Here is a 20,902-nt window from a genome sequence, read left to right as displayed (position 1 = left end):
GATCAGAGCGACGAGAGACCAGCGCAGAGCAGCTTTGTTCACGACACGATTCCGGCGAGGGCGAGGAGGTGATCGGTTTCCGGGCCCTTCACCAACGCAGCCGCGGCGGCGGGATCGGTCGGACCGGTCCCGAAGGAGGGGCAGTCCTTGGCGAGAATGCACACCCCGCACGCGGGGGTACGAGCGTGGCAGACGCGTCGGCCGTGAAAGATGACTCGATGCGAGAGCAGCGTCCACTCCTTGCGTTCGATGAGTGCGCCGACGGCGTGCTCGACCTTGACCGGGTCCTCCTCCTCGGTCCACTGCCAGCGTCGTACGAGCCGTCCGAAGTGGGTGTCGACGGTGATCCCCGGAACATCGAAGGCATTGCCGAGAACCACATTGGCCGTCTTGCGGCCGATCCCGGGAAGCGTGACGAGATCCTGCAACGTCGCGGGCACCTCGCCGTCGAAGTTCTCCAGCAGTTTCTGCCCGAGTCCGATCAGCGAGTTCGCCTTGTTGCGATAGAAGCCCGTGGTGCGGATGTACTCCTCGAGCTCGACACGGTCGGCCTCGGCGTAGTCGCGGGCTGTGCGGTATTTCACGAACAGTGCGGGAGTGACCATGTTGACGCGCTTGTCGGTGCACTGCGCGGACAGGATGGTCGCAACGGCGAGTTCGAGGGGCGTGGTGAAGTCCAGTTCGCAGTACACGTGCGGAAAGGCAGTGTTCAACGTCCGGTTCATCCGCCGAGCTCGGCGGACGAGCCCGAGGTGAGTCTCCTCGCGTTTGCGCACGTCGGGGCGTTTCGGGGCTGTCGAATCCACTCCACAACTGTACGGACAAGAATGCGTAACGTTCCTCGCGGCAGGAGTGGGCTGTGTTTGTATCGAGACCTTTTCGGTGTTAACTGGCCGGTATGCAAGGACTCGCCGTGGTGCTCTTTCCGGTACTACTCATGCTCTTCGCACTCGCGATGGAACGCGTCGAGTTCCGGCTCAGCAAGCTCGGCGTCCGGGAGCAGGAAGTCCAGGAGTTCCTCGATCAGGCGAGCACGTCCGAGGTCGCCACTCTGGCGAACGAGGGCTTCCCACACGCATTGGCCCGATTCAACACCCGCAAGCGCCGCCAGACCCCTCCGCGGACCGTCGACACGCGCGACGGCATGGTCGACCAACGGGCCAGCTGAGCGCACGTTTTGTCCCATTGGTCGTAATTTCGATGAATTTCGGGTGAACGGGAACACACGCCCGAGTCCTCTGGCAACCTGTGGTGGCGTCGATCACTCGGTTTCCACCGACTCGAAGTAGACTCCCCTGAGGTAATTGTTGTGTTTGATCATCGGATCGGCGTCGACGCCTGAACTGCACCGCAGTTCGGTGCATGGCACGAACTGTGTACAAACGCTTTCGGTGGTGCGGGTTGCCGCGTCACCGACATCCCAAAAGGAGCGCAAGTGGACGACGTCCTGGCACGGGCCGGCATCTTCCAAGGAGTCGAGCCCTCAGCGGTTGCGGCACTGACGAAGCAGCTGCAGCCTGTCGATTTCCCCCGGGGACACGTGGTGTTCAACGAGGGTGAGCCCGGAGACCGGCTCTACATCATCGTTTCCGGCAAGATCAAGCTCGGGCGACGCTCCCCCGACGGCCGCGAGAACCTGCTGACGATCATGGGACCGTCGGACATGTTCGGTGAGCTGTCGATCTTCGATCCCGGTCCCCGTACGTCCTCGGCCACCACGGTCACCGAGGTGCGCGCGGTCAGCATGGACCGAGCTGCACTCAAGGACTGGATCGACCAGCGCCCGGAGATCGCCGAGCAGCTGCTGCGCGTACTGGCCCGCCGGTTGCGTCGCACCAACAACAACCTGGCCGACCTCATCTTCACCGACGTTCCCGGACGTGTCGCGAAGGCGCTGCTCCAGCTGGCACAGCGATTCGGCACCCAGGAAGCGGGCTCGCTGCGCGTCACCCACGACCTGACGCAGGAAGAGATCGCTCAGCTCGTCGGCGCCTCTCGCGAAACCGTCAACAAGGCTCTGGCCGACTTCGCACACCGCGGATGGCTGCGCCTCGAAGGCAAGTCCGTACTGATCTCGGACTCCGAGCGTCTGGCACGCCGAGCTCGCTAGCTCTCCCGGAGGTAGGCCAGCTGCGTTTTGACCGACATCCGCGCAGCCGGCCACAACTTCTTGTCCACGTCCGAATAGACGTGGCGAACCACCTGCATCGGTTTCGCGTCCTCGCCGAGCTCCGCGAGCGCCGAACGAACCTGATCCAGCCGCTGCCGACGGTGGGCGCGATACGCTCGCGCCACCTCGGCGGTGTCCGGCAGCTCCGGCCCGTGACCGGGAAGCACGCTCTTCCCCTCACCGGCCGCTTCGAGCCGATCCAACGACTGCAGATAATCCGCGAGAGAGCCGTCCTTCGGGTCCAGCACCGTGGTGCCGCGGCCCAGGACGGTATCTCCCGTCAGGATCGCGTCGTCCAGCACGAAACTCACCGAATCCGCAGTGTGACCGGGCGTGTGCAGAACCTCGATCCGAAGCCCCGCCGCCTCGATGATCTCGCCGTCGACCAGGCTCACGCCGTCCCCGTGCAGGAACTTCTCCCCGACCGCGCGCACCGGAGCCGCCGTCTTTCGATGAAAACGCTTCAGCCCACCGGTGTGATCGGCGTGGCGATGGGTCACCAGGGTCAGAACCACCGTGCCCGACGCGGCGACGGCGTCGAGATGGGCCCGGTCCTTCGGCCCCGGATCGACCACGATGCACTCGTCCGACCCCGGTGCCTGCAGAATCCAGGTGTTCGTCCCGTCGAGCGTCATCTTGCCCGGGTTGTCGGCGAGCAGAACCGACGCGGTGGGCGTCACCTGCCGGAGTAGTCCGTACGCGGGATGCTGGGGGTTCGAGACGGCCATGAAAGTACTGTAGGTCGCCTGCTCCGGGAGATGTCCACGAGGACTACCGTCGACACTCATGAAGATCGGACTCGTCGGAGCGGGCCCCTGGGCTCGCAAGACTCAAGCCCCCTCGCTGCTCGCTCATCCGGGCGTCGACTTCACCGGAGTATGGGCACGCAGACCCGAAGCGGCGGCCGAGCTGGGTGCACCGGTATTCGAGTCGTTCGAGGCCCTGCTCGACGCCGTCGACACGGTGGCGTTCGCGGTACCACCGGCCGTGCAAGCCGGATACGCACTGCGCGCGGTGCAGGCAGGCAAACATGTGTTGTTGGACAAGCCGATTGCCGCAACAGTGGCCGAGGCCGAGGAACTGGCCTCGGCGGTGACGACCGCAGGCGTGCGCTCGATGGTGACGCTGACTCTCCGGTTCGCCCCGGAGACAAGGCAATTCCTCGACGCGGCCGCCGGACGACCGTGGGCGGCAGGCTCGGGAACCTGGTTCTCCGGTGCCGTCCTCGGTGGGGCGTACGCGAACTCGCGGTGGCGACACGACGACGGGGCGATCCTCGACATCGGCCCACACGTGTTCGATCTGCTCGACGCCGCACTGGGAACCATTGCACGCGTTGCCTATTCGCACCGCGAGGTGGCGTCGGACAGTTGGACCGTGGTTCTCGAACACGAGGGCGGCGCAACCAGCACCGTTCAGCTCTCACTGCGGACGCCGATCATGCCGTCCCTGATGCGCATCGAGCTGAGCGGCACCGACGGAATCGCAACTCTCACCGACCGATCGACCTCGTCGACCGACTGCTTCGCCGTCCTGCTGGACGAATTCCTGGAGTCGGTCGACAAGGGTGTCGATCACGAATGCTCGGTACACCGAGGCCTGCACCTACAGAAAGTGATCAGTGCGGCTGCGCCGCAGTGACATGTGCGGCTGCGCCCCAGCGACATGTGCGGCTGCGCGTCAGCGCAGTTCGACGATGAGCTCCACTTCCACCGAAGCACCGAGGGGCAGTTCGGCGACACCCACGGCCGAGCGCGCATGCTTGCCCGCATCGCCGAAGATCTCACCGATGACGTTCGACGCCCCGTTGATCACCCCGGGCTGACCGGTGAATCCCGGTGCGGAGGCAACGAAGCCGACCGCCTTGATCACCCGGGCCACCGAATCGATGCCGACGAGCGCGTGCACGGCGGCGAGCGCGTTCAGGGCGCAGATGCGCGCCGCGGCGGTCGCGTCCTCAGCGGTGACGTCGGCACCGACCTTGCCCACGGACGTCAGGTTTCCGTCCACGATCGGCAGCTGGCCGGAGGTGTGGACGAGAGAGCCCACCTGCACCGCCGGGACGTAGGCCGCCAGCGGCGGAACGACATCGGGTAGCTCGATGCCCAGCTCGGACAGTCGTTCGCTCCACTTCGTCACGTGCGCTCAGGCCTTCGGGCGCTTGAAGTACGCGACCAACGTGTCGCCGCCGTTGGGTCCCGCCATGATCGTGACGAGCTCCCAGCCCTCGGAGCCGTAGTTGTCCAGAATCTGCTTGGTGGCGTGAATCAGAACCGGCGCGGTGAAGTACTCCCAGATGATCTTTTCGCTCATGACTGGTGAGCCTATCGTTCGGGTCCGCCGGCGCGGAGCCGGAACTACAGTCGTCGCATGGATCGGCTCGATATCAAGGACGCCATCTACCACTTCGCGCGCGACCGCGGTGATTCTCGAGACCAGTTCTCCCTGACGGCGTTCGACTCGGTCGATCGCGCTGCGCCCTCGTTCGAGGAGATCGTCGCGCACATCGAGGCCCGCGCACCTCTCGTTCCCGGACTGGGACTGCGGCTGAAAGAGGCACCGCTGAATCTGGACTACCCACGATGGGTACCGGACACGTCCCCGCTGTCCGAACGGATGTCCGACCACGATCTCGGCGGTGCGCCCTGGGCCGATTTCGAGACCTTGATGGGTGACCTGCTCCGCACTCGGCTCGACCTCCGAGAACACTCCTGGCACCTGCACGTGGTGCGTGGAATCGGCAGTGCTCCGCTGATGCAGGGTGCGGTCACGGTGGTGATACTGCAGGTCGGACACGCCCTGACCGATGGGCTCGGCGTATCGAGGATGGTTCGCGCACTGTTCGATCCACAGTCCGCGCCGGGTGCGGCACCGTCGCCGGAGACCACGCCCGAGCGGACGAATCCAGTTCTCGACGTTCTCGGCGCTGTGGCCAAGGCACCGGTGAATCTCGTTCGATCACGGTGGGAGGCCCGTCGAGCGATTCGCGCCTACCAGGGGACGCCGCCCGGCCCGCCGTCGGTGCCGGCCACGTCGCTGAACCGGGCCGTGGGGCCGTACCGAGTCGTCCGCATCGTGCCGATGCAGGCGAGAGAGGTCCGCGCGGGTGCCGCGTCGGTGACGGTGTCCGCTCTCTGCGCCGTCGGCTCGTGCCTCGATCGGTACCTCGGCGACGGTCACAGGACGCTCTCCGAGACCGGAGGCACCGTCACGGCGTTCGTACCGATGGCCCTACCTGGTGACGTGGAGTGGCCGGCAGCGAATCGAGCGGTGGTCGGAACGGTCGATCTCCACGTCGGCGAACCCGATGTCGCGAAGCGGGCCGAGCTGATCACTCGGTCGCTCGCAGTCGAACGAGCCCGAGTGACGGCCGCGCCACTGCTTCGCATCGCGCGTGCGGACGAGCGCGTGCCCGCGCCGATCGTCCGGTTCGTGCAAGGACGTCGATTCCGAAAACATGACCGCTCTCCGTCGCGCGTCGGTGCACAGACAACCGTTGTCAGTGTCGACCGTGGCCGCACGGACCTCGAGCTGTGTGGTGCCGTGGCGCGATTCTCGGCCGGTTTTCCGTTCTTGGAAGACGGCCGGTGTCTCAATCACGGAATCTTCGGATTCGTCGACGTGGTGACGATCGCGATGGTCGCCTGTCCTGACGCACTTCCGGATCTCGACGCATACACACAGGGGTTGGTCGACCACCTCCGCCGACACGCGGGGCAGAGTTAGAGAGTTCGGTCGGACGCCCGCAGACGACGTCTATATGGTCGGGGTGTGGGTATAGCGAACGAAGAGGGATGGCCGGCGAAGGCAGATGCCGCGCGGCTGCATTTCGTGTCCGGTAAGGGCGGGACCGGCAAGACGACGGTCGCCGCCGCATTGGCGCTTGCGCTCGCGGCAGGCGGCCGACGGGTGTTGCTGGTCGAGGTCGAAGGCCGACAGGGCATCGCGCAGCTCTTCGATGTGCCGCAGCTTCCGCCGCAGGAGACCCGCGTCGCCTCGGCGGACGGCGGCGGCGAGGTCTATGCACTGGCCATCGACATCGAGACCGCCTTCCTCGAATACCTCGAAATGTTCTACAACCTCGGCTTCGCAGGCCGCGCCATGCGCAAGATCGGTGCCATCGAGTTCGCGACGACCATCGCACCCGGTCTGCGCGATGTGCTGCTGACCGGCAAGGTCAAGGAATGTGTGGTGCGGACCGACAAGAAGGGCAACCGCATCTACGACGAGATCGTCGTCGACTCGCCGCCGACCGGCCGCATCGGAAACTTCCTGGACGTCACCAAGGCCATGGCCGACCTGGCCAAGGGCGGACCGGTTCGTTCGCAGAGCGAGGGCGTGGTGCGGTTGCTGCACTCGGCCGACACCGTCGTGCATCTGGTGACTCTGCTCGAGGCTCTGCCGGTCCAGGAGACGGCCGACGCGGTGCGTGAGCTCGAGGCAGCGGATCTTCGACTCGGCACGGTCATCGTCAATCGCACCGAACCGACGTACCTTCCTGCCGGGTCCCTCGAGGCCATCGCCGAGGGCGAGATCGATGCCGTCGCCATCCAGGACGGTCTCGCCAAGACCGGAATCACGCTGTCCGAGGCGGACTTCGCGGGGCTGCTCACCGAATCGATCGAGCACGCGGCGACGCTCTCGGCTCAGGTGGAGAGTGCAACCACGCTCGACGAACTCGACGTCGCGCGGATGTCGTTGCCGATGTTGGCGGACGGTGTCGATCTCGGCGGCTTGTACGAGCTCGCCGCCAAGCTGGCAGAACAGGGTGTCCGATGACTCGACCAGTAGCAACCGAACTCGATGTCGACCGCATTCTCACCGATCCCACCTCGCGGATCGTCGTCGTCTGCGGGGCCGGCGGCGTCGGTAAGACGACCACCGCGGCCGCGATGGCACTGCGCGCTGCCGAGCAGGGCAGGCGCGTGGTGGTCCTGACGATCGATCCGGCCCGACGCCTGGCTCAGGCTCTCGGTCTCGGCGATCTCGACAACAGCCCGCAGCCGGTGAAGTTGGGTGCCGGTGCCAAGGGCGAACTGCACGCGATGATGCTGAACATGCGACGCACGTTCGACGAGATGGTCATCGAGCACTCGACGCCGGAGAAGGCCGAGCAGGTACTGGCCAATCCGTTCTATCAGACTGTGGCGTCGTCGTTTTCGGGCACGCAGGAGTACATGGCGATGGAGAAGTTGGGGCAGTTGTCCCTGGACTCGTCGTGGGATCTGATCGTGGTGGACACTCCGCCGTCGCGCAACGCACTGGACTTCCTCGATGCACCGCAGCGACTCGGCTCGTTCCTCGACGGCCGTTTCATCCGGCTGCTCACCGCTCCCGGTCGCGGCATCACTCGCGTGGTCACCAGCGCGATGAGCCTGGCCATGCGCGGCGTCTCCACGGTCATCGGCAGCCAAATGCTCTCCGACGCTTCAGCTTTCGTTCAATCGCTGGATTCGATGTTCGGCGGCTTCCGCGAGCGGGCGACGCGTACCTACCAGTTGTTGCGCGAGGACGGCACCAGCTTCCTGGTAGTCGCTGCCGCGGAACCCGACGCACTGCGCGAGGCGGCGTTCTTCGTGGAGCGATTGTCCGCGGAGAAGATGCCGCTGGCCGGTTTGGTGGTGAATCGAACGCACCCGACGTTGTCGACGGTGCAGGCGGATCACGCCGCGACGGCAGCCGATCTGCTCGATCGAATCGATGACCCCGGCGCGGATCTGACCGCCGCCGTCCTCCGGATCCATGCCCAGCGTGCCGTCACGGCAGCGCGTGAGGTGCGGTTGCTCAAGCGCTTCACCGGTGCGCACCCCCGCGTGCCCATCGTCGGTGTTCCGTCTCTGCCGTTCGAGGTCTCCGACCTCGCCGCGCTGCGGGCAGTGGCCGATCAGCTGACCCGCAAAGCCTGAATCGGCCGTGCCCGGCAAGCGGCTAGATAGCTGCTTGCTGCTGGCGCTGGGTCTCGAAGAACTCGGACCAGGAGTCGACCTCGGGGTGCTGCTTGAGCAGCGCCCTGCGCTGGCGTTCCGTCATGCCGCCCCAGACACCGAACTCGACGCGGTTGTCGAGTGCATCCGCACCGCACTGCATCAGCACCGGGCAGTGCCTGCAGATGGTTGCAGCCTTGCGCTGTGCTGCACCCCGGACGAAGAGCTGGTCCGGGTCAGTGCCCTTGCAACGGGCGTGCGACACCCAGGCGATGCGTGCTTCTGCTTCTTCTACATCGAGTCGCGTCGGCGCGGTTGTCGTGTGCATGCGGATACCCCTTTGCGTTGCGGACGTCCTCGCTGGACGTCCCGGAGGCTCGAAGCGGTTTGTACCTCTGTGTCGAAGCACAAATTCTAGGAGCTGCCCCACATTCATTATCAAGTGTTATGCGAATCACACCGTGCTCATAATTTAGGTAAAGCGAGCCCCGAATGCAAGACGGCGGGGTCACATTTCTGGTACGGCCGTCCCGAGCAGGGGCGCAGCACACAGTGCGTGCAGGCCTCTGCCGGTCCGAGCGGCGCCCACGTACGCTGTGCTCTGTGTCAGTTGGAAAAACCGTGGCGAAGCTCGCCGGATGTTCAGCACTCGCCGGTGCATTGCTCGCCGGCGTGATGTTCCCCTTGGCCGGTGGGTTCGGGTACGCCTCCAACCGCGCCGCCGATACCGTCGACAACGTCTCGGCCGAGTTGGTCGAAGGCGCGGTGCCTGCCGTCTCGACGATGACGGACGTCAACGGCAACCCCATCGCCTGGCTGTACGAGCAGCGTCGATTCGAAGTGCCGAGCGACCAGATCTCCAACGAGATGAAGCTCGCCATCGTCTCGATCGAGGACCGCCGCTTCGCCGAGCACCAGGGTGTGGACTGGCAGGGCACGCTCCGAGCGTTCCTGACCAACACCACCAGCGGGCAGGTGGAGCAGGGCGCATCCACCATCGATCAGCAGTACGTGAAGAACTATCAGCTGCTCGTGGTGGCCAAGACCGACGCCGAGCGCCGCGCGGCCATCGAGACGACGCCCGCTCGTAAGATCCGCGAGATCCGGATGGCGTTGACGCTCGACAAAGAACTGACCAAGGACGAGATCCTCACCCGGTACCTCAACCTGGTGCCGTTCGGTAACGCGTCCTTCGGCATCCAGGACGCGGCCCAGACCTACTTCGGCATCGACGCCAGCCAGCTCAGCGCCGTCCAGGCCGCGATGCTCGCGGGCATGGTGCAGTCCAGCTCGGCGCTCAACCCGTACACCAACGAGGAGGGCGTACTCGAGCGCCGGAACACCGTGCTCGACACGATGATCCAGAACCTCCCCGAACGCGCGTCGGAGCTCGAGGCACTCAAGTCCGAGCCACTGGGCGTGCTGCCCGTGCCCCAGACCCTGCCCCGCGGCTGCATCGCGGCGGGTGACCGCGGATTCTTCTGCGACTACGCACTGCAGTACCTCGCCGACGCCGGCATCAGCCAGGAGCAGATCGACAAGGGCGGGTACCTCATCCGTACGACGCTCGACCCCGCGGTGCAGAACTCCACCAAGGCCGCGTTGGTCGAGAACACGAGCCCGACCCTCGACGGCGTCGCCACTGTCATGAACGTCGTCGCACCCGGGCAGGACCAGCACCGAGTTCTCGCGATGGGCAGCAGCCGCACCTACGGCCTCAACGCCGACGACGACGAGACCGTGCAACCGCAACCGCACTCCCTCGTCGGCAACGGAGCGGGATCGATCTTCAAGATCTTCACCACGGCCGCGGCGATGGAGCGCGGACTGGGTACCAGCGCGACGCTGCAGGTTCCTCGTCGCGTCGAGGTCAAGGGCGTCGGCGACGGCGGAGCCAGGAACTGCCCGGCAGCGACCTACTGCGTCGAGAACGCGGGCAACTACCCACCCGCGCTGTCCATCACCGACGCGCTGGCGCAGTCTCCCAACACCGCGTTCGTCAAGCTGATCGAATCGGTCGGTGTCACGCCGACCGTCGACATGGCCGTACGCCTCGGTCTGCGCTCCTACAACGACCCGGGTTCGTCGGGGACCGAACAGTCCATGGCCGACTTCCAGAAGGACCAGAACCTAGGCTCGTTCACCCTCGGACCCACCTGGGTCAACCCGCTGGAACTGTCCAACGTGGCCGCCACGCTCGCCTCCGGTGGCAAATGGTGCCCGCCCACCCCGATCGACTCGATCTTCGACCGCGACGGCAAGCCTGTTCCGGTCGCGCACCAGGCCTGCGAGCAGGTCGTCGAGCCCGGCTTGGCGAACACCCTTGCGAACGCGATGAGCAAGGACGACCAGGCAGGCGGCACGTCCGCGTCCGCCGCCGGTTCCGCCGGCTGGACCCTGCCGATGTCCGGCAAGACCGGCACCACCGAGTCGAACCGATCCTCGGGCTTCCTCGGGTTCACCAACAACTACGCCGCCGCCGTCTACACCTACGGCGACTCCCCGACGCCGAGCGAGATCTGCTCGTTCCCGCTGCGGCCCTGCAGCTCGGGCAACCTGTACGGCGGTAACGAGCCGGCGCGGACGTGGTTCGACGCCATGACCCCGATTGCCAACAACTTCGGCCCCGTCGCGTTGCCACCCGTCGACCAGAAGTATGTCCGCGGCTCGGCCAACGGCCAGGTTCCCGACGTCACCGGCCAGAGCCAGTCGTCGGCGACCTCGACCCTGCAGGGTGCGGGCTTCCAGGTGACGGTGGCCACCACGGCCGACCAGGCTGCGCGCGGCACCGTGGTGTCGACGTCGCCGTCGGGCTCGGCGGTCCCCGGATCGAACATCACGATCTACGTCAGTGACGGTTCGGTTCGACCTGCTCCGGCTCCGGCACCCGCGCTGCCGAACATCCAGATTCCGGACCTACCGCCGGGCATCCAGATTCCGGCGATCCCCGGGTTGACGGCACCTCGCTAGTGCCTGCGGCAGTGGTGCGGTTGAGTGCCCTAGGGGGGGACATGACCGCACCACTGCGCGGAGCGCACTACAGGCGGTCCTTGACAGCCTTCGACAGTCGCGATCCGTCGGCCTTGCCCGCTGCGAGTCCCGACGCGATCTTCATGACCTGACCCATCTGCTTCATCGCCGGTCGCTCACCGAGGTCCTCGGCAACCTGCGCGATCGCGGTGTCGACGATGGTGGCCAGTTCCTCGTCGGTGAGCGGAGTGGGCAGGTATTCGTTGATGATCTGCGCTTCGGCATGCTCGTTCGCCGCAAGTTCGCCGCGGCCGTTCTGGGTGTAGATCTCGGCCGATTCGCCGCGCTTCTTCGCTTCCTTGGCAAGCACTTTGAGAACGTCGTCGTCGGTCAGATCGTGGGCCTCCTTGCCGGAGACCTCCTCGGTCTGGATGGCGGCGAGAATCATGCGCAGCGTTGCCAGGCGGAGTTTGTCCTTCGCCTTCATCGCTGCGGTGAGGTCGGTACGGAGGCGAGCCTTGAGTTCGGACATGGCGGAAACGCTACGCGGCGCAGTCGTCGGCTCGCACGTCCATATCCGGTTGCTGCCGTATCGTGGATGAGGTGTCCGCACAATTCAGTCCCTCGTTTCTCAGCACCTCGACGCAGCTGCGCAGTGCCTCCACACAACTTCGCAGTGCCTCCACGCAACTTCGCTCCGCCGCAGAGCAGGCGCGAGATGTCGTCAGAGCGGCACCGCTGAGAAGTTCCGTGATCGGGACGGCCGGAGCCGCAGCGCTGGGCATCGGATACGCCACCCTCATCGAACGGAACGCGTTCACGCTCCGCGAGACTTCGATGGCGGTGCTCGAGCCGGGTTCGGCGACCCTGCGCGTGCTGCACATCAGCGACCTGCACATGATGCCGGGCCAGCGGATGAAGCAGAACTGGCTGCGTGAACTGGACCGCCTCGACCCCGATCTGGTCGTCAACACCGGGGACAATCTCTCGCATCAGCGCGCCGTTCCCAGCGTCGTGCAGGCGCTGGGACCACTGCTGGCCCGCCCTGGCCTGTTCGTGTTCGGTAGCAACGACTACTTCGCGCCCAAGCCGAAGAACCCGTTCAAGTACTTCGACAAGAACCACAAGCGCACGACGGGCGAGTCGCTGCCGTGGCGCGATCTGCGGGCCGCGTTCTCCGAACGGGGCTGGCTCGACGTGACGCACGTGCGTCGCGAACTCGAGGTGGCCGGGGTGCGGATCGCGTCGGCAGGCGTCGACGATCCCCACCTGAAGCGCGATCGATACGACACCATCGCCGGCCAGCCGAATCCGTTGGCCGACCTGCGCCTGGGCATCACGCATTCGCCGGAGCCGCGCGTCCTGGACAAGTTCGCCCAGGACGGTTACGACCTCGTCCTCGCCGGTCACACGCACGGTGGGCAGCTGTGCCTGCCGTTCTACGGCGCTCTGGTGACGAACTGCGAGATCGACCGTTCACGGGTCAAGGGTCCGTCCAAGTGGGGCGCACACACCCAGCTGCACGTCTCCGCGGGCATCGGAACGTCGCCGTACGCGCCTGCACGGTTCTGCTGCCGGCCCGAGGCAACTCTGATCACGCTGACTCCAGCCCCGAGAATGGGTCCGAAAAACGTCTCCGACGAGGGCGTTTCGCGTTCCGAGGCAGTCGTGAGTTAGACTTCTCCAGCGGTACACGGGGTGTGGCGCAGCTTGGTAGCGCGCTTCGTTCGGGACGAAGAGGTCGTGGGTTCGAATCCCGCCACCCCGACAGTTGGACCACGAAGAGGGACCCACTCGATTCGATCGAGTGGGTCCCTTTTTTGCGCGGTGGACGGCTACTGTGAGTCGACTCTGTCGACCCCCAGCGAACGGATCTCACGACCCATGCCGACACCGACCCGCGTCCACGTCACCCACCGGTTCGTCTCTCCCCCCGAGGTCGTGTTCGCGGCACTGTCCGAGCACGAGAACCTCGGCCCGCTGTTCCTGGCGAAGATCGGCCGCGTGCGCGACGGCGACACATCGCGCAACGGCGTCGGCTCCACCCGCAGCCTCAAACTCGGGCCGCTGCCCGCGTTCGAGGAAACCACGATCACGTCCGAGCCCAATTCGCTGATCGAGTACCGCATCACCAAGGGCGGCCCGCTACGCGGCCACTGGGGCGTACAGAAGTTCACCCCCACCACCGACGGCGGCACCGAACTCGACTACACGATCGGATTCGACGCGCCCGTCCCCGGACTCGCAGCGATCGTCGGCAAGGCACTGACATCGAGCATCTCGAAGAATCTGTCGTCTCTCGCACCGTAGTACCGCCACCCGACGGCAAGTCATACCCGAGTAGGACACCGGACATACTCGCGACCGACGATTCTCGCCGCCGAATGCGGGACCGTCGAGGTATGGACATCGTCAGAACTCACAGCCTCGGCAAGCGCTACGACACGCATACCGTCGTCGACGACGTGAACCTTCGCATTCCTGAGGGCTGCGTCTACGGCTTTCTCGGTCCGAACGGTTCGGGCAAATCGACGACCATGAAAATGCTGCTGTCCCTGATCCGACCGACCTCCGGTGAGGTGGAGATCCTCGGGAAACCGATGAATCACGGCACCCGCCGCGAAATGCTCTCACACATCGGATCACTCATCGAATCTCCACCCGGATACGGACATCTCACGGGTGCGGAGAACCTTCGTATCGTGCAGCGCTCTCTCGGGCTGCACGCCGAACAGATCGAGCGGGCAGTAGCCACCGTCCGTCTGCAGGAACACCTCGACAAGAAGGTGAAGAACTACTCGCTGGGAATGAAACAGCGCCTAGGCATTGCGATGGCACTCGCGCGCGAGCCACAACTTCTGATCCTGGACGAGCCCACCAACGGCTTGGACCCGGCCGGAATCGAAGAGATCCGCGGCTTGCTCCGTCATCTCGCCGAACACGGTGTGACAGTGATGGTCTCGAGCCATTTGCTCGGCGAGATCGACAAGACGGCGAACATGCTCGGAATCCTGAGCCAGGGCCGCCTGATTTTCCAAGGCACCCGCGACGAGCTGTTCGCCGCCTCCACTCCGGACGTGCTCATCGACGCGATCGATCCCGTCCGCGCGAGTTCGGTTCTGCAACAGAAGATCCCGGTGCAGGTCGACGACCACACGTTGAGGCTGTCCGGCATCGACGATCGAAGTACCGCACAGGTGGTGGCGGAACTCGTCGGCGCAAACGCAGGCGTCTACGGCGTTCGGCGCGACGATCAGTCGCTCGAAGACGTATTCATGAATCTGACGAAGGGTGGCCGATTGTGACGACCGTACGCAACGAATTCGCCAAACTCAGGCACCTGCACATCGGCGCGATCGCCGCATTGTTGGTCGCCGCGATCGTAGGGTTGACCTTCGTCGGCGCTCTCACCGCGGCGACGTCGAACGATTCGACCGCGGTCTCCTGGGCACTGCCACTGGCCGGTCTGTCCCTTGCCGTCCCCATCGCGTCACCACTGCTGATCGCAGTGATGGCAAGCCGCACAGTGGAAGTCGAGCACCAGTCCAACGGCTGGTTACTGAACCAGACCAATGGAGCCGACCGCGGAGCCCTCGTGCGGGCGAAGCTCATCTCGACGGGCCTCGTCGTCGGTGGCGCGACGGTGGCGGCCAGCGCAGCAGGTGTATTTCTGGGGACCGCCATCGGGGTGACCCAACCGATGCCCGCCGGTCTGTGGTTGGGCTACACGGCGGCAGCGGTGACGGCCAACCTGGTGATACTCGGTCTGCACCTGGTGATCTCAGCGCGAGTGGACAACCAACTGGTCGCGCTGGGAATCGGCATCGTGGGTACCGTCATCGCGATCTGCGCCTCCGGATTCCCCTCCTGGGCAGCACACCTGACGCCGTGGGGGTATTACTCCTTGGCGTCGGCCGCCGACTACCGAGGCGAGCAGGTGGTGACACTGAACCCGTCCTACGCCAGCATCGTCGCCCTCGGAGTTGTCGGGGCAGTGTTGTTCTGGCTCATGACCGTTCGACTCGATCGACAGGAGGTACGAGCATGAATGGGTTTTCAGCGGAAATGATCAAGCTCAGGCGCTCGCAGGCATGGGCGGTCGTCGTTCTCCTCCCTCTGATCATCGCGGGGGTCGGAACGTTCAACACGATGGCGTCGGGCGCAGAGTTGGCAGAGGGATGGCGCACATTGTGGTTGCGCACAGTCGTGTTCTACGGCCTGTTCCCACTCGCACTCGGCGTTGCCGTACTGGCCTCGCTGGCGTGGAAATCCGAACACCGAGGAGGGAACTGGAATGCCCTGATGAGTGGGCCGGTTCCGTCGACGCGCATCGTGATCGCCAAGACGGCCGTGGTGGCAACGCTGACCGCGGTCATGAACATCGTCATGCTGGCAGCCGTCGTCGTTCTCGGCAAGGTGGTCTTCTCGCTCGACGGCATGCTTCCTTCCGAGCTCTTCGCGACCAGTGCACTCGTCGTGGTGGGATCGATACCGGTGGCGGCTCTGCAATCCGGTCTGTCGATGGCGGTCAGGTCTTTCGCGGTGCCGATTGCCATCGCTCTCGTCGGGGCCGGTATATCGGTGTTCCTCCTCACCGCCGAGGTGACCGGGGCAATCTTCCTGTTGCCCTATGCCCTGGCAACTCGCGCAACCCAACTGGCCTCCGGAACTTTCGGTGACTCGGGTTCGCTGACCACCGGAGCCGCACTGTCGGTCCTGACGGCCACGGCACTGCTCACTGTCTCGGTTGTCGCATCTGCCGGCAGGGCACTCGACCGCAAGGACATCCACGTCCGCTGACAGCTCGAGGCCCCGATCGGATGCTCTCGATCGGGGCCTCGTGAAACGTCGAGTCAGCTGGACGCAGCGCGCAGTTTCTCCAACAGCGGTCCTGCGGCCTCGGCGAGGAAACGTTCCTGAGTCTCGTCGCCCACCTGCACGAGGGCGATGTCGGTGTACCCGGCCTCCCAGTACGGCTTCACGGCCTCGACGATCGCGTCCAGGTCCGGTCCGCACGGGATCGTGTCGGCCACATCCTCTTTCCGCACGAACTTGGTCGCTCCGGCGAAACCGGCCGTCGTCGGCAGATCGGCGTTGACGGCCCAGCCGCCGGCGAACCAACGGAAGCGATCGTGTGCGCGATCGATGGCCGCGTCCTTGTCCGGGTCCCAGGAAATGGGGATCTGGCCGATGGACCGCGCCGGGCCCTCGTGGTTGTCCGACCATGCCTTGACGAGATCGGCGTCCGGCTCGGTGGCGATGAGGTGATCGCCGTACTCCGCGAACCGAGCGACGGCCTTCTCGCCGCCGGCGGCGATACCGATCGGCACACCGCCCTCGGGCAGATCCCAGATCCGCGCGGAGTCGACGCGAAAGTGCTTGCCCTCGTAGGTGACCAAGCCACCGGCGTGCAGTGCCCTGATGATCTCGAGCGCCTCGACGAACATGTCCTGCCGCTTGTCGATGGACGGCCAGCCTTCGCCCACGACGTGCTCATTGAGGTTCTCCCCGCTGCCGAGGCCGAGGGTGAAGCGTCCGTCGGCCAGAATCTGCAGCGTGGCGGCCTTCTGCGCGACGACGGCCGGGTGGTACCGGATGATCGGGCACGTCACGTACGTCATCAACTCGACGCGTTCGGTGGCCTGAGCCACCGCACCCAGAGTCGTCCATGCGTAGGGCGAGTGACCCATCGACGAGAGCCACGGCGAGTAGTGGTCACTGCTGACCTCGAAGTCGAAGCCGACCTTCTCGGCTCCGACGGCGTACTTCACCAGCTCCTTCGGGCCGCTCTGCTCGGTCATCAACGTGTATCCGAAATTGGTCATGCTGTTCTCCTAAATTGTTGCGACGGAACCGGCGTCGACTCGGTAGTTGGATCCGTTGACGAAGGACGCGCGATCCGAACACAGGAACGTGATCACCGAGGCCACTTCCTCGGGTTCGCCTCGGCGTCCGAGCTCCATGTACGGACGCTCCTCGTCGAGGAAGCTCTCGATGGCACCGTCGCGGTCGGTGCCCTTCTCCTCGGCGCGCTTGTCCATCATCGCGTCGGTCATCGGGGTATGGATGAACGCGGGAGAAACCGCATTGACCAGCAATCCCTCCGACGCATAACTGCGCGAGAGCCCCTTGGCGAGAGCCAGAACGCCCGCTTTGGCCGAGCAGTAGGGCAATTCGTCGTCGTACGGCTGCACCGCGTCCTCGGAGGTCAGCAACACGATGCGCCCCCAGCCGCCGCGTCGGAGTGCAGGAAGAAATGCCCGCAGCAGCCGAACCGGTCCCATCAGGTCGATGTCGAGGGTGGAACGCCACCCTTCCTCGTCGATCTCGTGGAACAGGCCCTGGGCACCCGTCACCCCCGAGGACTGGACGAGAATGTCGATGTCGCCCACGGCCTGCTGCGTGCGTGCGGCCAGATTCTCGACGGCCTCGGTGTCGGTCACGTCCGCAGCGAATGCGAACAATTGCCCCTCCGGTGCTGCGAGTTGCGCTGCAGCCTCGTCGAGGGAGCTCTGATCCTTGTCGCTGATGACGACCCGAACACCCTCGGCCAACAGCATTTTCGCGGTGTGCCAGCCGATGCCGGAGTCTGCCCCGGTCACCAGCGCGGTTCTACCGTCGATTCCCAGATCCATACGATCCCACTTTGCGCTAGAGGTTGATGTCAGGCTGTGGCGTCGTGCGAGCGCGCGATGGTCAGCGCCGCATTCACCAGGGCCAGGTGGCTCAAGCCCTGCGGGAAGTTACCCAGAAACGATCCATCCGAAGCATCGATCATTTCGCTGTACAGCCCGACGTCGTTGGACAGCTCCACCAACTGGTCCATCAGGGCGGTGGCTTCGTCGTCTCGGCCTACGCAGGACAGCGCCGACACCCGCCAGAACGCGCAGGCGACGAAGGTCACCTCTTCCTTCGATACCCCGCTGTAGCGGTACATCAGCGGTCCGGCACCGAGTTCTTCGCCGAGCGCATCGATCGTGGACGAAAGACGTTCTCCACGATCGAAATCCATCTCGGCGGCCAACAGCACGGATGCGTCGAGCCCGTCGGCACCCGGGTACGCGAGGTAGGCCTGCCGCTCGTCCGACCAACACTCGGTTTCGATGTAGTGCCGGATGCGTTCCTTCTCGGCCTTCCATCGATCCGGTATGCCCGGGATCTCCCCCGCCTCGGCGAGGTGCACCGCGCAGTCGAGCGCCTGCCAACAGCCCAATTTGGAGCTGGTGTAATGCTGTTCGTCCTCGAGCTCCCAGATGCCGGCGTCCTTGCGCTGCCACGAATCACAGGCCTCGTCTGCGATGGTGGCCAACAGTCGACCGGTCTGCGCGTCCAGGATGTTTCCGGCGTCGACGTACTGCCGGATGATCGAGAACAGGTCGCCGAAGATCATCAACTGCAGCTGATCCGCCGCAGCGTTGCCGTTGACCACCGGCCCGATGCCCCGCCAGCCGGGAACGTCGGGTTGCTCCGTGCCACCGGGCAATTCACCGCCGAGGGTGTAGAAGACGTTGACCAACGGGTCGTTGGCACGGATCACCTTCAGCAACCACGCCACCGCAGCATGGATCTCCTCACGAAGGCCGAACCGTTGCAACGCACGGATGGTGTACGCGGCGTCGCGCACCCACGCGTAGCGGTAGTCCCAGTTCTTGCCACCGGTCCGGTTCTCGGGCAGCGAGGTCGTCGCGGCGGCGGCAATCGCACCGGACGGGCTGTGCAACAACAGTTTCAGCGCCAGCGCGCTGCGAGCCACATGCTCCGCCCACGGACCTTCGTACGAGAACTCGTCGGACCAGACGCGCCAGTTGTCGATGGTCCGGTCGATACCCTCGTCGAGGTGCTGCGGATCGGGCAACGGCAGCGGCTCGTTCTCCGTCCCCACGACGCCCAGCACGTGCCGCGAGCCCGGTTGCGTGGAGACCACCCCACCGATGTCGCGGTCCGCCACGCGCACGTTCTCGATGCCCAGAGTCCGCACCGCCAAGGTCAATCCGTCGACCCGCAGAACGGTGCCGTGCTCGGTGTCGTACGCCCACGGCGACGCGATGCCGAGCATCGTGCCCGGTGCCACGGACCATGACAACTCGACGGTGCCGTCGAGCCCCTCGACCCGGCGGGCCAACTCCACCCACGGAAGACGCCCGGCGACCCCGGTGTTCAACGAGTCGGTGATCCGAACGGAGCCGGTATCGGTGCGGAACGTAGTACTCAGAACGTTTGTCCCGGGGACGAATTCACGCCGGACGGTGAACTCTGCCAGCGGCATCAGTTCGATGTATCCGCCGTTCCCGGCGTCGAGCAACGCCGCGAACGGCGGCGGCGAGTCGAGGTTGGGCACCGGAAACCAGTCGATCCGGCCGTCGTCGGCGATCATCGCCACAGTTCGGCCGTCGCCGATGGCTCCGTAACTCTCGATGGGGACGTAACCGTCGACCCTTGGGCACGGCTTACGGAACTCGTTCAAACACTTGCCTTTCCAGCAAAGATCGGACTGGTCTCGACGTGTTCCAGCAGATCCGCCGGGTCGTCGAACACCGCTGCCGCGCCTGCGTCGAGCAACTCACCACGCGAGATACCGCCACTGCGTACACCGATGGCGCGTACGCCCGCGCGACCGGCCGACTCGATATCCCAGACACTGTCGCCGACCATGACGGCGTCGTCGGCGCCGACGCCGGACCGTTCGAGCGCAACCGCGATGATGTCGGGCTCCGGCTTGGCGACCTCGGCATCCTCGCCGCTCGTCACCACCGCAACGGAATCCTCGACGTCGAGCAGGTCGCGCAACGTCGACAGCTCGCTTTCGGGAGCCGAGGTGGCCAGCACCACAGTGACTCCACGAGAGTTCAACTCCGCCAACAATTCACGGGCACCCGGGAGTACTTCGAGATCCGCCGAAGCGGCCGCGTAGTACTCACCATGCAGCTTCTTCGCCTCGCCGGCCAGCGCACTGTCCGACGATCCTACGAGCGTCTCGAGCAACTTGGAGCCGTCCATCCCGATGCAGCGGTGAATGCGCCAGGAAGGCACTTCGCGGCCGGCATCACGGAAGGCCCGCGACCAGGCGTCGACGTGCACGTAATTGGAATCGACGAGGGTGCCGTCGATGTCGAGCAGAACTGCGTCGACTTTCGGCTCGGTAACAGGCATGAACATCGGATACCCGGGGGTGGTGCAGGCAAACAACAGGCCCCCCGCTGAGTGCGAGGGGCCTGTCGAAGTGAAGAAAGGTCAGCTGGCCTGGGCCTGCCACATCCAGTGCAACTGCTCGAGCCGAGCTGTGATGCCGATGAGCAGGTCCTGCGTCACCGGATCGGCTTCGCCGGTGTCGGCGATGCGTCCGCGAAGACGCTCGACGACCGCGGCGAGGTTGTCGACGACGGCAGGCACGACCTCACTGTCCTGAGTCCATCCGGCACCGAAGCCCTTGGTGCCTGCCGTCGAGGAGACGGTGGCTGCGCGGCCGTCGGGGCTGACCCCGATAGCGGTGGCGCGCTCGGCTGCCTGATCGGTGAATTCACGTGCGGCCGTGACCAACTCGTCGAGCTCGAGGTGCACCGACCGGAAGTTCTTGCCGATCACGTTCCAGTGCGCCTGCTTGGCGATGAGCGAGAGGTCGATGAGATCGACCACGGTTCCCTGAAGCGCATCGCCGGCGATTTTCTGCTGACCTGCGTCGAGGGTGCTGGTGATGGGGTTCGTCATGATGTGGCCTCCCTGCCGTTGGACGACGGTATGCATCGCACACCATTATTGTTCTTTCGTCTGTACTACACAACGGCATGTGGCCACGCGTTGTTCCGGATCGACGCCATCATCGCTGTGACGCCGATCCCAG

At 65.2% G+C, this 20,902-nt stretch carries 23 protein-coding genes and 1 tRNA gene; 13 read left to right on the top strand and 11 right to left on the bottom strand.

The window, feature by feature from the left end; all coding sequences use genetic code 11:
- Positions 1-38 precede the first annotated feature (38 nt).
- Positions 39-806 (bottom strand): endonuclease III, encoded by a 768-nt coding sequence (nth, locus tag CH271_RS01650; protein WP_094632314.1) that lies wholly within the window; start codon positions 804-806, stop codon positions 39-41.
- A gap of 92 nt (positions 807-898) precedes the next feature.
- Here nth and CH271_RS01645 point away from each other — a divergent pair, with 92 nt between their 5' ends.
- On the top strand, positions 899-1,168 hold the full coding sequence (locus CH271_RS01645; protein ID WP_032395258.1) for a hypothetical protein: 270 nt from the start codon (positions 899-901) through the stop codon (positions 1,166-1,168).
- A 267-nt stretch (positions 1,169-1,435) separates the two neighbouring features.
- Positions 1,436-2,110 carry a Crp/Fnr family transcriptional regulator gene (locus CH271_RS01640; RefSeq protein ID WP_027494494.1) on the top strand — a complete coding sequence of 225 codons (675 nt, stop codon included), beginning with the start codon at positions 1,436-1,438 and terminating at the stop codon, positions 2,108-2,110.
- Here CH271_RS01640 and CH271_RS01635 read toward each other — a convergent pair.
- Positions 2,107-2,898: an MBL fold metallo-hydrolase gene (locus tag CH271_RS01635; RefSeq protein WP_094632725.1), complete on the bottom strand. Its 792-nt coding sequence runs from the start codon at positions 2,896-2,898 to the stop codon at positions 2,107-2,109. The two genes, CH271_RS01640 and CH271_RS01635, sit on opposite strands and share 4 nt — an antisense overlap.
- Before the next feature lie 58 nt (positions 2,899-2,956).
- On the opposite strand from CH271_RS01635, the gene CH271_RS01630 reads away from it, so the two are divergent.
- Positions 2,957-3,811 (top strand): Gfo/Idh/MocA family protein, encoded by an 855-nt coding sequence (locus CH271_RS01630; RefSeq protein ID WP_094632312.1) that lies wholly within the window; start codon positions 2,957-2,959, stop codon positions 3,809-3,811.
- 39 nt (positions 3,812-3,850) lie between these two features.
- On the opposite strand, the gene CH271_RS01625 is transcribed toward CH271_RS01630, so the two are convergent.
- Positions 3,851-4,309, bottom strand: a complete 459-nt coding sequence (locus CH271_RS01625) for a RidA family protein (protein ID WP_037187854.1) — start codon at positions 4,307-4,309, stop codon at positions 3,851-3,853.
- 6 nt (positions 4,310-4,315) lie between these two features.
- Entirely contained in the window at positions 4,316-4,483 is a 168-nt protein-coding gene (locus CH271_RS01620; RefSeq protein WP_094609297.1) for a DUF4177 domain-containing protein, read from the bottom strand.
- 57 nt (positions 4,484-4,540) lie between these two features.
- Between CH271_RS01620 and CH271_RS01615 the strand changes: the two genes are divergently transcribed.
- Genes CH271_RS01615 through CH271_RS01605 form a run of 3 tightly spaced genes read left to right on the top strand, consistent with a single transcriptional unit; the run spans position 4,541 to position 8,076 of the window.
- Positions 4,541-5,896: a wax ester/triacylglycerol synthase domain-containing protein gene (locus CH271_RS01615; RefSeq protein ID WP_094632310.1), complete on the top strand. Its 1,356-nt coding sequence runs from the start codon at positions 4,541-4,543 to the stop codon at positions 5,894-5,896.
- A gap of 45 nt (positions 5,897-5,941) precedes the next feature.
- Positions 5,942-6,949 carry an ArsA family ATPase gene (locus CH271_RS01610; protein WP_037187853.1) on the top strand — a complete coding sequence of 336 codons (1,008 nt, stop codon included), beginning with the start codon at positions 5,942-5,944 and terminating at the stop codon, positions 6,947-6,949.
- Complete coding sequence (locus CH271_RS01605; protein WP_037187851.1) at positions 6,946-8,076, top strand: ArsA family ATPase; 1,131 nt, start codon at positions 6,946-6,948, stop codon at positions 8,074-8,076. The genes CH271_RS01610 and CH271_RS01605 overlap by 4 nt, the downstream gene beginning before the upstream one ends.
- 22 nt (positions 8,077-8,098) lie before the next feature.
- Here the strand turns inward: CH271_RS01605 and CH271_RS01600 are convergent, their stop codons facing one another.
- Positions 8,099-8,422, bottom strand: coding sequence for a WhiB family transcriptional regulator (locus CH271_RS01600; protein ID WP_008712729.1), 324 nt, complete (start codon positions 8,420-8,422; stop codon positions 8,099-8,101).
- Positions 8,423-8,715: 293 nt separating this feature from the next.
- On the opposite strand from CH271_RS01600, the gene CH271_RS01595 reads away from it, so the two are divergent.
- Positions 8,716-11,064, top strand: coding sequence for a penicillin-binding protein (locus tag CH271_RS01595; protein WP_037187849.1), 2,349 nt, complete (start codon positions 8,716-8,718; stop codon positions 11,062-11,064).
- Positions 11,065-11,131: 67 nt separating this feature from the next.
- On the opposite strand, the gene CH271_RS01590 is transcribed toward CH271_RS01595, so the two are convergent.
- Positions 11,132-11,596 (bottom strand): GatB/YqeY domain-containing protein, encoded by a 465-nt coding sequence (locus tag CH271_RS01590; protein ID WP_037187848.1) that lies wholly within the window; start codon positions 11,594-11,596, stop codon positions 11,132-11,134.
- Between the two features lie 206 nt (positions 11,597-11,802).
- On the opposite strand from CH271_RS01590, the gene CH271_RS01585 reads away from it, so the two are divergent.
- The 6 genes from CH271_RS01585 to CH271_RS01560 all read left to right on the top strand — a co-directional run bounded on the left by CH271_RS01585 (position 11,803) and on the right by CH271_RS01560 (position 15,864).
- Complete coding sequence (locus tag CH271_RS01585) at positions 11,803-12,741, top strand: metallophosphoesterase (RefSeq protein ID WP_037188893.1); 939 nt, start codon at positions 11,803-11,805, stop codon at positions 12,739-12,741.
- Between the two features lie 17 nt (positions 12,742-12,758).
- Positions 12,759-12,832 (top strand) — tRNA-Pro (locus CH271_RS01580).
- Between the two features lie 116 nt (positions 12,833-12,948).
- Positions 12,949-13,374 carry an SRPBCC family protein gene (locus tag CH271_RS01575; RefSeq protein ID WP_141217012.1) on the top strand — a complete coding sequence of 142 codons (426 nt, stop codon included), beginning with the start codon at positions 12,949-12,951 and terminating at the stop codon, positions 13,372-13,374.
- A 92-nt stretch (positions 13,375-13,466) separates the two neighbouring features.
- A complete protein-coding gene (locus tag CH271_RS01570; RefSeq protein WP_094632306.1) occupies positions 13,467-14,369 on the top strand; it encodes an ABC transporter ATP-binding protein in 903 nt (300 codons plus the stop codon).
- Positions 14,366-15,112: an ABC transporter permease gene (locus CH271_RS01565; protein WP_094632304.1), complete on the top strand. Its 747-nt coding sequence runs from the start codon at positions 14,366-14,368 to the stop codon at positions 15,110-15,112. The genes CH271_RS01570 and CH271_RS01565 overlap by 4 nt, the downstream gene beginning before the upstream one ends.
- Positions 15,109-15,864, top strand: a complete 756-nt coding sequence (locus CH271_RS01560; protein ID WP_094632302.1) for an ABC transporter permease — start codon at positions 15,109-15,111, stop codon at positions 15,862-15,864. Before CH271_RS01565 ends, CH271_RS01560 begins: the two co-directional genes overlap by 4 nt.
- A gap of 53 nt (positions 15,865-15,917) precedes the next feature.
- On the opposite strand, the gene CH271_RS01555 is transcribed toward CH271_RS01560, so the two are convergent.
- The 5 genes from CH271_RS01555 to CH271_RS01535 all read right to left on the bottom strand — a co-directional run bounded on the left by CH271_RS01555 (position 15,918) and on the right by CH271_RS01535 (position 20,769).
- Positions 15,918-16,889, bottom strand: coding sequence for an LLM class F420-dependent oxidoreductase (locus CH271_RS01555; RefSeq protein WP_027494506.1), 972 nt, complete (start codon positions 16,887-16,889; stop codon positions 15,918-15,920).
- 9 nt (positions 16,890-16,898) lie between these two features.
- Positions 16,899-17,699, bottom strand: a complete 801-nt coding sequence (locus CH271_RS01550; protein WP_037187847.1) for an SDR family NAD(P)-dependent oxidoreductase — start codon at positions 17,697-17,699, stop codon at positions 16,899-16,901.
- A gap of 29 nt (positions 17,700-17,728) precedes the next feature.
- On the bottom strand, positions 17,729-19,528 hold the full coding sequence (locus CH271_RS01545; RefSeq protein ID WP_037187846.1) for a glycoside hydrolase family 15 protein: 1,800 nt from the start codon (positions 19,526-19,528) through the stop codon (positions 17,729-17,731).
- Positions 19,525-20,214, bottom strand: a complete 690-nt coding sequence (locus CH271_RS01540) for an HAD family hydrolase (protein ID WP_094632723.1) — start codon at positions 20,212-20,214, stop codon at positions 19,525-19,527. The genes CH271_RS01545 and CH271_RS01540 overlap by 4 nt, the downstream gene beginning before the upstream one ends.
- Before the next feature lie 81 nt (positions 20,215-20,295).
- Positions 20,296-20,769 carry a Dps family protein gene (locus tag CH271_RS01535; RefSeq protein WP_037188889.1) on the bottom strand — a complete coding sequence of 158 codons (474 nt, stop codon included), beginning with the start codon at positions 20,767-20,769 and terminating at the stop codon, positions 20,296-20,298.
- Positions 20,770-20,902: the final 133 nt, after the last annotated feature.

This window comes from Rhodococcus sp. 05-340-2 (genome assembly GCF_002258915.1).
In the GTDB taxonomy this organism is placed as follows: Bacteria; Actinomycetota; Actinomycetes; order Mycobacteriales; family Mycobacteriaceae; genus Rhodococcoides.
The sequence above is the reverse complement of the archived record's forward strand: the minus strand, read 5'-3'. Positions and strand labels throughout refer to the sequence as shown.